This window comes from Amycolatopsis viridis (genome assembly GCF_011758765.1).
Lineage (GTDB): Bacteria > Actinomycetota > Actinomycetes > Mycobacteriales > Pseudonocardiaceae > Amycolatopsis_E > Amycolatopsis_E viridis.
On sequence record NZ_JAANOU010000001.1, the window covers coordinates 4,406,066 to 4,418,283 of the forward strand.

A 12,218-nucleotide genomic window follows, 5' to 3' on the forward strand; every position below is an offset into this window, starting at 1 on the left:
CGGGTGATCAGCCCTCGGCGGCCAGCTGCCCGCACGCGGCGGCGATCTCCTGCCCGCGCGTGTCCCGCACGGTGCAGGCCACGCCGCCCTCGTTGACGCGCCGCACGAACTCACGTTCCACCGGCTTCGGCGAAGCGTCCCACTCCGAGCCCGGCGTCGGGTTCAGCGGGATCAGGTTGACGTGCACCAGCCGGCCCAGGTGCCGGCGCAACCGCTTCGCGAGCAGGTCGGCGCGCCACGGCTGGTCGTTCACGTCGCGGATCAGCGCGTACTCGATCGACACGCGGCGGCCCGTGGTGTCGGCGTAGTACCGCGCCGCCTCCAGGACCTCGTCGATCGGCCAGCGGTTGTTCACCGGCACCAGGGTGTCGCGCAGCTCGTCATCCGGGGTGTGCAGCGACACCGCCAGCCGGACCTGCATCTTCTCGTCCGCCAGCCGGCGGATCGCCGGGGCCAGGCCGACCGTCGACACGGTCACGGAGCGCTGGGAGATGCCCAGGCCGTTCGGGGCCGGATCGGTGATGCGCCGGACCGCGGCGATCACCCGCTTGTAGTTCGCGAGCGGCTCGCCCATGCCCATGAACACGATGTTCGACAGCCGCCCCGGACCGCCGGGCATCAGCCCGTCCCGCATGACCGCGGCGGCCGAGCGGACCTGGTCGACGATCTCGGCCGTGGACAGGTTGCGGGTCAGCCCGGCCTGACCGGTCGCGCAGAACGGGCACGCCATACCGCAGCCGGCCTGACTGGAGATGCACAGCGTGGCCCGGTCGGGGTAGCGCATCAGCACGCTTTCCAGCAGCGTGCCGTCGTGCGCGCGCCACAGCGTCTTGCGGGTGGCACCGTCGTCGCAGGCCACCGCGCGCACCTCGGTGAGCAGCGGCGGCATCAGCTCGGACACCAGCCGCTCGCGCGCGGCGGCGGGGATGTCGGTCATCGCGGCCGGATCGGCGGTCAGCCGGGCGAAGTAGTGGTTCGACAGCTGCTTGGCGCGGAACGGCTTCTCGCCGAGGTCGCTGACGGCCGCCGCGCGTTCGGCGGCGGTCAGGTCGGCGAGGTGGCGAGGCGGCATCCCACGCCGGGGAGCCTCGAAGAGCAGCGGCAATGTCGACACAACCACACATTGTCCCACGCCCTCCCGCGTCCCGGCCCCGCGGCCCGGCCGGGCGCCGCCCCCTACTGCGGCCGGGTGGCCCGCAACGAGTACAGCAGCGGAACCCGGGGGCGCCCGGCCGGGAGCCGGTAGGCGACACCGTGCCGTTCCAGGACGGCGAACCGCTGCCAGAGCGTGAAGTCGTGCTCGTGCAGGAAGTCCAGGCGCAGGCCGGCGTCGAGCAGCGCCGTGACCACCTCGCCCAGGCCGTGGGCGAACTCCACCGACCGGGCGTGCTGGACGCGCGCCTCCCGGTCGGCGTAGGTGCTGTCGTTGTCCTCCCAGACCTGTGGCCCCTCGGCGAAGTAGTCGTAGGTGACCGTGCGGCCTTCGTCCTCATCGAGGACGTCGGCGAACGGGTGGAACTCCGCCAGGTAGAGGAACCCGCCCGGGCGCAGCAGTTCGGCGACCGTGCGGGCCCAGCGGCCGACATCGGGCAGCCAGCACAGCGAACCCAGTCCCGTGTAGACGATGTCGTAGGTCTCACCCAGCACGGACACGGCGTCGTACACGTCGGCCGCGACGAACCGCGCCGGCAGTCCGGCCTCCTGCGCGACCTCCCGGGCCGCGTCGATCGCCTTGCCGGAGAAGTCCAGACCGGTCACGCGGGCGCCGCGACGGGCCCAGGACAGGGTGTCCAGCCCGAAGTGGCATTGGAGGTGCACGAGGCTGCGGCCGTCGACCTCGCCGACCTCGGCCGTCTCGAACTCCCGCAGCGTCTGGCCGCCCGCCCGGAAGCCCGCCAGATCGTAGAAGTCGCTGTCCAGGTGGACCGGGACCCGATCGTCCCAGAGCGCCCGGTTGGTCGTGAGGTAGTCCGCGTCTGCCACGCCACGCAGCGTAACGATCACCGTGGGAGGTGGCGAACGGTTTTCCCCCGCTTGCACTCCGATAGTTTCCGATATATCGTGAACATGTCGGAACAGTACGGAAGGAGAACCGACATGAGACACCACCCATTCCCCCCGCACCGTGAGCGCCCGGCCTTCGGCCCCTTCGCCCGCGGCGGTTTCGGAGATTTCCCCCCGGGCTGGGGCCCGGGTGGACCGCGCGGCGAGTTCCGGGGACGCGGCGGTCCACATGGCCCGCACCGCGGGCGGCGAGGACGCCGGGGCGACGTGCGCGCCGCGATCCTCGCCCTGCTCGCCGAACAGCCCCGGCACGGCTACGAGATCATCAGTGAGATCGCCGAACGCAGCGGTGGCTTCTGGCGGCCGAGCCCGGGCTCGGTCTACCCGACGCTCCAGCTGCTGGCCGACGAAGGTCTGGTCGTGGCTCGCGAAGAGGGCGGCAAGCGCCTGTTCGAGCTGACCGACGCCGGCCGTGCGGCCGCAGAAGGCCAGGACGGGAAGCCGCCGTGGGAGCAGATCGCCCACGACGTCGACCCCACCGAGGTCGATCTGCGCAAGGCCGGCGGGATGCTGGCCGCCGCGGCGGTCCAGGTCTCCCAGGCCGGGACCTCCGGTCAGAAGCGGCGTGCGGCGGAGATCCTCAACGAAGCCCGCCGCTCGATCTACGCCGTGCTCGGCGAGATCGACACCGACGACGCCGACGGCACGGACGACACCGAGTGACCGGGCAGCACGAGGCCGGTGGGCTTGACGCGGACGAGCACGCGATAGCCCACCGGCACCGTGAACCCGGCCGCCGGGGAGTGCCGGCCCCGCGATCCGTTGTCCCGTAGGACTTCGTCGATGGCGCGGTCGGCCACTCCGGGGCTGAACTCGATGCGCAGCACCGCCGACAGGCTCTCCGCGTCGGCGAACCACCACCGGGCCGTCACCCGCCGGCACCGGAAACCCTGGGCCGCGAAGAAGTCGTCCACCGCGGCCGGGTCGTAGTCGGGCAGATCGGCCCGCATCCACCTCCCGTACGGCTCACTGGAGCCGTCCAGATCCACGATCGCGAGCGTTCCCCCGGGCCGCAGCACCCGGTCCGCCTCGCGCAGACCCGGTTCGCAGCCGGGCCCGAAGAAGTACGCGGTGCGGGCGTGCACCACGTCGGCACTGGCGTCCGGCACCGGGAGCAGCTGCGCGGAACCCCGCAGCACCCGCACTCCGGAGAGCTCCGCGACGCGGCGTTCGGCCCGGGCCACCAACGGTTCGTGTGGTTCCACGCCGATCACCGACCGTGCCGTCGCGGCGAAGTGCGGCAGGTGGAAACCATCCCCGCAGCCGACGTCGAGCACGTCCTTGCCGGCCCAGTCGCATTCCGCGGCCAGCACCCGCCAGATGTCGCCGCCCACGTCCTGGGCGCGGTTCTCCAGCTCGTAGGTGTCCGGGTAGTACCAGATGTTGGGGCTGGGCAGGACGTCCGCCCGGGACGTGGTCCGCTGCCCACGCCGGGCGATCTTCCACACACCACAAGGATAATCCAGCGGGTTTCCGGAAAGCGCTTCGTCTTCCGCTTAGACTGCTGCTTCCCCACCGATCGGAGGCGGTATGTCCCTCGGATCCTCGGCCCCGTCGCCACTCCCGTCCGGTGTGCCCTGCTGGGTCGAACTCGCCACCGTGGACGAGGCGGCGTCGCACCGGTTCTACGAAGGGCTCTTCGGCTGGACGTACCTGCTCAGCCGCGATCCCGCGACGCGCACCGGCCGGTACCTGATCGGCACGCTCGGCGGCGTGCCCGTCGGCGGGCTGTACCAGGCCGCGCCGGGGCAGTCGAGCGCGTGGATGATCAACATCTCGGTGCACAACGCCCACGCGGCGGCGAGCTGGGTGCAGCGGCTCGGCGGGACCGTCACCCTGGAGCCGACCGTGCTGCCCCACCGCGGCTGCATCGTGCACGCGATCGAACCCTCGGGGGCACCGTTCGTGCTGTGGCAGCCACCGCCGGACTGGGCGTTCGCGACCGGCCATCCGAACACCTTCGACGGCGCCGACCTCAACACCCGCGACGGCGGCGCCGCGGACCACTTCTTCTGCCGGCTCTTCCAGTACACGAGCCTGCAGGTGGGCGACAGCCGCGGCATCGACTACGCGGAATGGCGGCTGGAGCAGGAACCGGTGCTCTACCGGTACGTGATGGGCCCGGAGTACCCGCCGCAGACCCCGCCGCACTGGATGGTGTACTTCGCGGTCGACCCGGCGCGCGGCGCGGACGCCACCGCCGGGCACGCGCTGATGCTCGGCGGCACCGTGCTGGTCGAGCCCTACGACACGCCTTGGGGCCGCATCGCGATCCTGGCCGACCCGGCCGGCGCGGTGTTCTCGATCATCGACCACGCGCAGGTCGGTGAGGGCTGGGGCCGTGCCGAGGTGGACGACCCGTACGACGACTAGCGCTGTACCTACCAGTAGGTACAATCGGGAGATGCGGAACTCCGGGTCCTCCCCGCTGCACCGGGTGGTGGTGCTGGACCAGCTGCTGCCGGAACCGTTGCCGGTGCGTCGGGTGGAGATCCGGCGGATCACCATCGCACCCGGCTACGCGGCTGGGCTGCACATCCACAACGGCCCGGTGTTCGGCAGCATCGAGACGGGCTCGGCGATCTACCAGATCGAGGGCGGACCGGAGACCGTGCTCCGGCCGGGCGACGTGTTCTACGAGCCGGAAGGCGTGCGGATCGCCCGGTTCGACGCGCAGGAGGACGGCGTCACGTTCCTCGGGTACTTCCTGCTGCCCGACGGCGCCGACGCCGAACTCGTCTTCCCCGGCCCCCAACCGGGCTAGGGCAGGAACGCCGACAGCAGCAGGAACGACACCACGGCCGACGGCAGGAGCGAGTCCAGCCGGTCCATCAGGCCACCGTGCCCGGGCAGCAACGTGCCCATGTCCTTGATCCCCAGGTCCCGCTTCATCAGCGACTCCACCAGGTCGCCCAAGGTGGCGGTGAGCACGATCGCGACACCGAACACCACGCCCTGCCACACGTGCCCGTCCAGCAGCAGCGTCAGGGTCAGCGAGCCCGCGACGACACCCGCGACCAGCGATCCGGTGAACCCCTCCCACGTTTTCTTCGGGCTGATCGACGGAGCCATCGGGTGCTTGCCCTTGAGGACACCGGCGATGTACCCGCCGGTGTCCGACGCGACGACCCCGATCAGGAACGCCAGCACCCGGCCCACCCCGTCGGCGGGCGGGATGAGCATCGCCGCGAACGCACCGAACAACGGCAGGTACGCGGCGGTGAACACGGACGCGCTGATGTCCCGCAGGTAGCCCTCCGCACCGCCGGGCAGCCGCCACAGCAGGCACGCCAGGACGGTGACCGCGAACGCGATCAGCGCCCCCCGGTAGCCGAACGGCCAGGCGAGCCAGATCATCGCCTGGCCACCCACCAGCAACGGGACCAGCGCGAGGCGGATCTTCGCGGCCCGGCCGAGCGCCTGCGCGAACTCGTAGGTGCCGACGGCGATCGCCGCCGCGATGATCCCGATGAACAGGTACCGCACGGTGAGCAGCGACACGAGGATCGCCGCGCCCAGCAGCAGCCCGACGCCGATCGCCGCGGGCAGGTTCCGGCCGGCCCGGGACGTTTTCTTGGCCGGTTCAGCCGGCTCCGGAGAAGCCACGGGGGCCTTCTCGCGTTCTTCGCTCACCTGGGGCATCAGACCTCGAGCAGCTCGGCTTCCTTGTGTTTGACGAGCTCCTCGACCTTCGCCACGTAGTTGTCGGTCAGGTGCTGCAGTTCCTTCTCCGCGCGCGCGACCTCGTCCTCACCGGCCTCGCCGTCCTTGGCGATGCGGTCGAGCTCCTCCTTGGACTTGCGGCGCACACCGCGGATGGTGACCTTCGCGTCCTCACCCTTGGCCTTGACCATCTTCACCATCTCGCGACGGCGCTCCTCGGTCAGCTGCGGGATGGTGATGCGGATGATCTGGCCGTCGTTGCTCGGGTTGACCCCCAGGTCCGACTCGCGGATGGCCTTCTCGATCGCGCCGAGCTGCCCCTGGTCGTAGGGCTTGACGATCACCATGCGGGCCTCGGGGATGTTGACACCGGCCACCTGGTTCAGCGGCATCATCGAGCCGTAGGCCTCGACCATGATGCGGGCGAACATGCCCGCATTGGCCCGGCCGGTCCGCACCGACGACAGATCCTCCTTGGCGAAGGACACCGCTTTTTCCATCTTCTCCTCGGCATCGAGGAGGGTCTCGTCGATCACGGCTACTCCCGTTGTCTGTGCTGTTGTTCCCGGTCCGCGGCTGTCAGGCGCTCGGCCCGGCCACGGGGCTGCTCACCAACGTGCCGATCCTCTCACCACGCACCGCCCTGGCGATGTTCCCCTCGGTGAGAAGGTTGAACACGATGATGGGCATGTTGTTGTCCATGCAGAGGCTGAAAGCGGTGGCGTCGGCGACCTTCAGCCCGCGCTCCAGCACCTCGCGGTGGCTGATCTCGTCGAACATCTTCGCGCTCGGGTCGCTCTTCGGGTCGGCGGTGAAGACGCCGTCCACGGCTTTCGCCATGAGCACCGCGTCGCAGCCGATCTCCAGCGAACGCTGGGCAGCCGCGGTGTCGGTGGAGAAGTAGGGCATCCCGGTGCCGGCGCCGAAGATCACGACACGGCCCTTCTCGAGGTGCCGCTCGGCGCGCCGCGGGATGTAGGGCTCGGCGACCTGGCCCATGGTGATGGCGGTCTGCACGCGCGTGGGCACGCCTTCTTTCTCCAGGAAGTCCTGCAGCGCCAGGGAGTTCATCACGGTGCCGAGCATGGCCATGTAGTCGGCCCGGTCGCGGTCCATGCCGCGCTGGGACAACTCGGCGCCGCGGAAGTAGTTGCCACCACCGATCACCACGGCCATCTGGACCCCGGTGCGGACGACGTCCGCGATCTGCACCGCCACGGAGTGCACGACATCGGGGTCGAGGCCGAGCGCTCCCCCGCCGAACATCTCGCCACCCAGTTTCAGCAGCACCCGCCGGTAACCGCCGTCGGCTCGTTTCGCCTCACCCATGTCCGCCTCCGCCCGATCGGTGCCGCCCTGTGGTGCCTGCCTTCGCGAGTGTGCCCCGTCCCCGTGTTCACGGAGACGGGGCACCTCACGTCACTGCCGTCGCGTTACGGCTGGCCGACCTCGAACCGGGCGAACCGGGTGACGGTCACGCCGGCCGCGTCGAGCAGCGCCTTGACGGTCTTCTTGTTGTCGATCACCGACGGCTGCTCGAGCAGCACGGTGTCCTTGTAGAACGCGTTGACCTTGCCCTCGATGATCTTGGGCAGCGCCTGCTCGGGCTTGCCCTCGGCGCGGGCGGTCTCCTCGGCGATGCGACGCTCGTTGTCGACCAGGTCGGCCGGCACGTCCTCGCGGGTCAGGTACTTCGGCTTGAGGGCCGCGATCTGCAGCGCCGCGTTGCGGGCCGCCTCGGCCGCGCCGTCGCCACCGCCGGTGTACTCGACCAGCACGCCGACCGCCGGGGGCAGGTCGGTACCGCGGCGGTGCAGGTACGTCGCTACCTGGCCGTCGAAGGCCACCACGCGGCGCAGCACGAGCTTCTCGCCGATCTTGGCGGCCAGCTCCTGCACGGCGTCGCCGACCGACTTGCCGCCCTCGAGCTCGGCAGCGGCCAGCTTCTCGACGTTGTCGGTCTGCAGCGTCTGCGCGACCTTGACGATCTTGTTGGCGAGCTCCTGGAACTGCTCGTTCTTGGCGACGAAGTCGGTCTCGGAGTTGATCTCGACCAGCACGCCGCCGTCGCCGGCGACGAGGCCCTCGGCGGTGGCGCGCTCGGCGCGCTTGCCGACGTCCTTGGCACCCTTGATGCGCAGGAACTCAACGGCCTTGTCGAAGTCGCCGCCGCTCTCCTCGAGCGCCTTCTTGCAGTCCATCATGCCGGAGCCGGTGAGCTCGCGGAGACGCTTGACGTCCGCCGCGGTGTAGTTCGCCATCGTGCGGTGTCCGTTCCTCTCGGAAAGTGTGGGGGCCGCGCCTGCGCGGCGCGGCCGTGCCGGAAAGATTCAGGAGGCGGTGGTCTGCTCGGCCGGGGCCTCGCTGCCCTTGAGCAGGTCCTGCTCCCACTCGGCCAGCGGCTCGTCGGACACGCCCGGCTCGGGCTTGTCCTGGCCCTCGGCGGCCGGGGCGGAGCCGTTGCGACTGGAACGGGCCATCAGGCCGGCGGCGGCGGCCTCCGCGACCACCTTGGTGAGCAGCGCGGCGGAGCGGATCGCGTCGTCGTTGCCCGGGATCGGGTAGTCGACCTCGTCCGGGTCGCAGTTGGTGTCCAGGACCGCGACGACCGGGATGTTCAGCTTGCGCGCCTCGCCGACGGCGATGTGCTCCTTCTTGGTGTCCACGATCCAGACGGCGCTCGGCACCTTCTGCATGTCGCGGATACCGCCGAGGGTGCGCTCCAGCTTCTCCTTCTCGCGGGTCAGCGTCAGGATCTCGCGCTTGGTCAGACCCTGGAAGCCACCGGTCTGCTCCTGCGCCTCGAGCTCCTTCAGGCGCAGCAGCCGCTTGTGGACCGTCTGGAAGTTGGTCAGCATGCCGCCGAGCCAGCGCTGGTTGACGAAGGGCATGCCCACGCGCTGCGCCTCGCGGGCGATCGCCTCCTGGGCCTGCTTCTTCGTGCCGACGAACATGATCGTGCCGCCGTGCGCGACGGTCTCCTTGATGAACTCGTACGCACGGTCGATGTAGCTCAGCGTCTGCTGCAGGTCGATGATGTAGATGCCGTTGCGCTCGGTGAGGATGTAGCGCTTCATCTTCGGGTTCCAGCGGCGGGTCTGGTGCCCGAAGTGCACGCCGGAATCGAGCAGCTGCTTCATGGTGACGACGGCCATGGCCGGATTCGCACCTCTTCTGTGTAGCGCGCGCCCGTGGGCGCGCTGGCCGGTTTGCGTCGCCGTCGGCCGGGTGGCCGGCGACCCTGGTGCCGTGCCGATGCCCGGACCCCGTGGATCACTCCTCGGGGACCGCCGGGCGTCGTGGGTTCCGCGGACGGAACCTGCACGTGCACGCGAAGTCGACCTGTCGTGACAGGCCGCGCGAACAGTGTACGCCCTGGCGGCGTGCGGTTCACCAGGGGCAAGGATGCCGCCCCCGGTCGGGTGGTCCGGGCTGTCCCGGGCCCGGACGGGGCCTGGTTGTCCACAGGCGGCCGAGTTGTCCACAGATTTCGGTGGTGCCCGCTGCGGGAGCCGATCGTGGGCCAGGCTGGCGTGATGATCGTGGTGATTCGCCGATTGCTGGGGGCCCTACTGGGAGCGCTGCTGGTCAGCGCCGGTGCGCTGATCGGGGTGGCTGCTGCCGCGGGGCCGCCACCAGGGTCCGTGGCTGCCCCGCCGGACACCGGGGCGACGTTCGCGGCCGGCGCGGGTGGGCGGTCGTTGCGGACCGAGCTCGCCGCGGACGGCTCGGCGTCCCCGGCCGAGGCGGCCGGCGGGCCGGCATCGCCCGCCGCAGCTGCCGGCCCGCTGCTGCCGGCGTCAGCGGCGGACGGCTGGGCGGCGGACGGGTGGGCGGTGTCGGCCGCGTACGCCCGCCCGCTGGTGCCGCCGGCCGTGGACGGGTGGGTGCCGGCTACCGAGGTGATGGCCGATCGGCTCGAGCCGCGCTTCGGGTGGCCGTTGTCGCCGCCACCGGCCGTGGTGCGGCCGTTCCAGGCGCCCGCCGATCCCTACGGGCCGGGCCACCGCGGGGTCGACCTCGCCGCCGCGCCTGGCCAGCAGGTGCTCGCCGCCGGGCCGGGTGTGGTGGTGTTCGCGGGGATGGTCGCCGGGCGCCCGGTGGTCGCGGTGGACCACGACGGCGGACTGCGCACGACCTACGAGCCGGTCACGCCCACGGTTCCGGTCGGGACGCAGGTGTGGCAGGGGCAGCCGATCGGTGTCGTCGAAGCGGGACATCCGGGCTGCCCGGTCGAGGCGTGCCTGCACTGGGGAGTGCGCCGCGGCGAGGAGTATCTGAACCCGCTGACCCTGGTCCAGAACAACGCGCGGATCCGGTTGAAGCCCTGGGATGGCTAGGCGCGGCCCGGACGGCCCGGCTCAGACGCCCGCCTGCTCGGTCAGACGCGCCCGCAGCCGGAGGACCGCCCGGGTGTGCAGCTGGCTCACGCGCGACTCGGTGACCCCGAGGACCCGGCCGATCTCGGCGAGCGTCAGCCGTTCGAAGTAGTACAGGCTGACCACGATGCGGTCGCGTTCGGTCAGCTGGGCGATGGCCTCGGCGAGCTGGCGCCGGTTGTCCCGGTCGACGAGGACGGCCACCGGGTCGATGGCGTCGTCGTCGGGAAGGGTGTCCACCAGCGAACCGCTCTCCCGGCCGGCCGCCACCAGGTCCTCGAGCGCCACGACGCTGGTCAGCTGGAGCTGGCTGTAGAGGTCGCGGAGCTCGTCGAGGGTGATGCCGAGTTCCTCGGCGACTTCGTTGTCGGTCGGGGTGCGGCGCAGCCGTCCACCGAGCCGCTCCAGCGCCCGCTCCACCTCCCGGGCACGGCTGCGCACCACGCGGGGCACCCAGTCCTGGGACCGGAGGTCGTCCAGGATCGCGCCGCGGATCCGCTGCATCGCGTACGTCTCGAACCGGAGGCCACGCTCTGGCTCGAACTTCTCGATGGCATCGATGAGGCCGAAAATGCCGGACTGGATGAGATCACCGACGTCGACGTGCGTCGGCAACCCTGTGCCGACCCGGCCGGCGACGTACTTCACCAGCGGCGCGTAGTGCAGCACCAGCCGTTCCCGCAGCCGCTGCTCGGGACATGCGCGGAACTCGCGCCACACCGCCTGGATCGCGGAGTCGCCGTCACCCGGGCCGCGGGCGGGAGGAGCACTCGGCTGCGCACCATCGCCCGTCACCGCCGTGGTGCTCGCGGCACCAGCCGTGGCCGCCGCTGCGTCGTCGCCCGGCGCTCCAGCCGGGCGGGCACCCCGATCCGCGGCAGGCTCCGTCGGCTCGGCGGGGACGTTGTCGTCCGCGCGCGATGTCGGCAGCGTCGGGCGCCCCGCCTGGTCGCAGGCAGGGCGGGCGGTAGTCGCTCGCAACTCGGCCGTCACGCGGAAACCGTTCTCGGCAGCGGGCTCAGGTCGTTCTCCGGGCTCGTACGGGGTGAGCGGCGCCGACGATCCTGCCTGCCGTCCTCCGAGGTCATCGGGATCGGGGGTGGGCTTGGTCATGGATCGCCTTCAACCGCTCGACGGTCACGTGGGTGTAGAGCTGTGTCGTGGCAAGCGTAGCGTGACCGAGCAGCTCCTGAACGCTGCGAAGGTCCGCACCGCCCTCGAGCAGGTGCGTTGCCGCGGTGTGCCGCAGCCCGTGCGGGCCCATGTCCGCCGCCGCGGGCACCGCCTCGAGGGCTTCGTGCACCACCCGCCGGACCGTCCGCGGATCCAGGCGGCCCCCGCGCACGCCGAGGAACAGCGCGGACGGATGCGGCTTCGCCACCGCACTTGACACCGCCGGGCGGCCGTGATCGAGCCAGGTGCGCAGGGCACGGTCCGCGGGCGCGCCGAAGGGCACCATCCGCTCCTTGCCGCCCTTGCCGAGCACGCGGATCAGCCGGCGTCCGAAGTCCACGTCGTCGATGTCGAGCCCGCACAGCTCCGAGACCCGGACGCCGGTCGCGTACAGGAGTTCGAGGACGGCGTGGTCCCGCAGGGCGACCGGCTCCTGCTCGGCGGCACCACTTCCGGCGGCGGTGAGGACCCGCTCCGCCTCGTCCGGCCGGAGCACCGACGGCAGGGTCCGGTGCACCCGCGGCGCCACCAGCTTCGCCCCCGGGTCCTGATGCAGCGCGCCTTGCCGGCGTGCCCACGCGGTGAAGGTCCGGGCCGCGGCGGCCCGCCGGGCGAGCGTGGTCCGCCCTGCACCGGTGCTGCGCTGGTCGGCGAGCCAGGACCGGAGTGCGCCGATGTCCAGCCCGTGGAGGGCCGGGACGTCCGGTTGCGGCTCCTCCCCGTGCAGGAACGCGAGCAGCGACACCACATCCCCGACGTAAGCACGCACCGTGTGCGGCGACAGCCCCCGCTCGAGCCGGAGGTGCCGCTCGTAGTCGTCGACCAGACCCGCGGCGGAGCGCGGCAGGGTGTCCCGGAGGGCGTGCACAGCCACCTTCCGGCTCCGAGATTCCCGTGCGGACATGGTTGTTCACGCTGCGCGAAGGGTCGCGTCCGGTC

14 protein-coding genes are annotated in these 12,218 nt (G+C 71.4%); 4 read left to right on the forward strand and 10 right to left on the reverse strand.

What is annotated here, in order from left to right; genetic code table 11:
* Positions 1 to 7: 7 nt before the first annotated feature.
* Together rlmN and FHX46_RS21795 are read right to left on the reverse strand one after the other, a co-directional pair.
* The gene (gene rlmN, locus FHX46_RS21790) at positions 8 to 1,114 is read right to left on the reverse strand and encodes a 23S rRNA (adenine(2503)-C(2))-methyltransferase RlmN (protein ID WP_167118198.1); all 1,107 of its coding nucleotides are present in this window, start codon (positions 1,112 to 1,114) and stop codon (positions 8 to 10) included.
* A gap of 62 nt (positions 1,115 to 1,176) precedes the next feature.
* Positions 1,177 to 1,983, reverse strand: a complete 807-nt coding sequence (locus tag FHX46_RS21795; protein WP_167118201.1) for a class I SAM-dependent methyltransferase — start codon at positions 1,981 to 1,983, stop codon at positions 1,177 to 1,179.
* 288 nt (positions 1,984 to 2,271) lie between these two features.
* Between FHX46_RS21795 and FHX46_RS21800 the strand changes: the two genes are divergently transcribed.
* Entirely contained in the window at positions 2,272 to 2,727 is a 456-nt protein-coding gene (locus FHX46_RS21800; RefSeq protein ID WP_167118204.1) for a PadR family transcriptional regulator, read from the forward strand.
* Here FHX46_RS21800 and FHX46_RS21805 read toward each other — a convergent pair.
* Positions 2,667 to 3,512 carry a class I SAM-dependent methyltransferase gene (locus FHX46_RS21805; RefSeq protein ID WP_167118207.1) on the reverse strand — a complete coding sequence of 282 codons (846 nt, stop codon included), beginning with the start codon at positions 3,510 to 3,512 and terminating at the stop codon, positions 2,667 to 2,669. The genes FHX46_RS21800 and FHX46_RS21805 overlap by 61 nt on opposite strands.
* An 82-nt stretch (positions 3,513 to 3,594) precedes the next feature.
* On the opposite strand from FHX46_RS21805, the gene FHX46_RS21810 reads away from it, so the two are divergent.
* Entirely contained in the window at positions 3,595 to 4,437 is an 843-nt protein-coding gene (locus FHX46_RS21810; protein ID WP_167118210.1) for a VOC family protein, read from the forward strand.
* Positions 4,438 to 4,468: 31 nt separating this feature from the next.
* A complete protein-coding gene (locus FHX46_RS21815; RefSeq protein WP_208400235.1) occupies positions 4,469 to 4,828 on the forward strand; it encodes a cupin domain-containing protein in 360 nt (119 codons plus the stop codon).
* Here the strand turns inward: FHX46_RS21815 and FHX46_RS21820 are convergent.
* The 5 genes from FHX46_RS21820 to rpsB all read right to left on the reverse strand — a co-directional run bounded on the left by FHX46_RS21820 (position 4,825) and on the right by rpsB (position 8,882).
* Complete coding sequence (locus FHX46_RS21820) at positions 4,825 to 5,706, reverse strand: phosphatidate cytidylyltransferase (RefSeq protein ID WP_167118213.1); 882 nt, start codon at positions 5,704 to 5,706, stop codon at positions 4,825 to 4,827. The genes FHX46_RS21815 and FHX46_RS21820 overlap by 4 nt on opposite strands.
* A complete protein-coding gene (gene frr, locus FHX46_RS21825; RefSeq protein ID WP_167098467.1) occupies positions 5,706 to 6,263 on the reverse strand; it encodes a ribosome recycling factor in 558 nt (185 codons plus the stop codon). The genes FHX46_RS21820 and frr overlap by 1 nt, the downstream gene beginning before the upstream one ends.
* A 43-nt stretch (positions 6,264 to 6,306) precedes the next feature.
* Positions 6,307 to 7,056: a UMP kinase gene (gene pyrH, locus FHX46_RS21830; RefSeq protein ID WP_167118216.1), complete on the reverse strand. Its 750-nt coding sequence runs from the start codon at positions 7,054 to 7,056 to the stop codon at positions 6,307 to 6,309.
* A 104-nt stretch (positions 7,057 to 7,160) separates the two neighbouring features.
* On the reverse strand, positions 7,161 to 7,988 hold the full coding sequence (tsf, locus tag FHX46_RS21835) for a translation elongation factor Ts (protein WP_167118219.1): 828 nt from the start codon (positions 7,986 to 7,988) through the stop codon (positions 7,161 to 7,163).
* Positions 7,989 to 8,057: 69 nt separating this feature from the next.
* Entirely contained in the window at positions 8,058 to 8,882 is an 825-nt protein-coding gene (gene rpsB / locus FHX46_RS21840) for a 30S ribosomal protein S2 (RefSeq protein ID WP_167098475.1), read from the reverse strand.
* 750 nt (positions 8,883 to 9,632) lie between these two features.
* Between rpsB and FHX46_RS21845 the strand changes: the two genes are divergently transcribed.
* Positions 9,633 to 10,067 (forward strand): murein hydrolase activator EnvC family protein, encoded by a 435-nt coding sequence (locus tag FHX46_RS21845; RefSeq protein ID WP_208401576.1) that lies wholly within the window; start codon positions 9,633 to 9,635, stop codon positions 10,065 to 10,067.
* A gap of 21 nt (positions 10,068 to 10,088) precedes the next feature.
* Here FHX46_RS21845 and FHX46_RS21850 read toward each other — a convergent pair whose 3' ends face one another.
* Both FHX46_RS21850 and FHX46_RS21855 read right to left on the reverse strand, forming a co-directional pair.
* On the reverse strand, positions 10,089 to 10,901 hold the full coding sequence (locus tag FHX46_RS21850) for a FliA/WhiG family RNA polymerase sigma factor (RefSeq protein ID WP_313886215.1): 813 nt from the start codon (positions 10,899 to 10,901) through the stop codon (positions 10,089 to 10,091).
* A 289-nt stretch (positions 10,902 to 11,190) separates the two neighbouring features.
* Complete coding sequence (locus FHX46_RS21855) at positions 11,191 to 12,183, reverse strand: tyrosine recombinase XerC (protein ID WP_167118222.1); 993 nt, start codon at positions 12,181 to 12,183, stop codon at positions 11,191 to 11,193.
* Between the last annotated feature and the right edge of the window lie 35 nt (positions 12,184 to 12,218).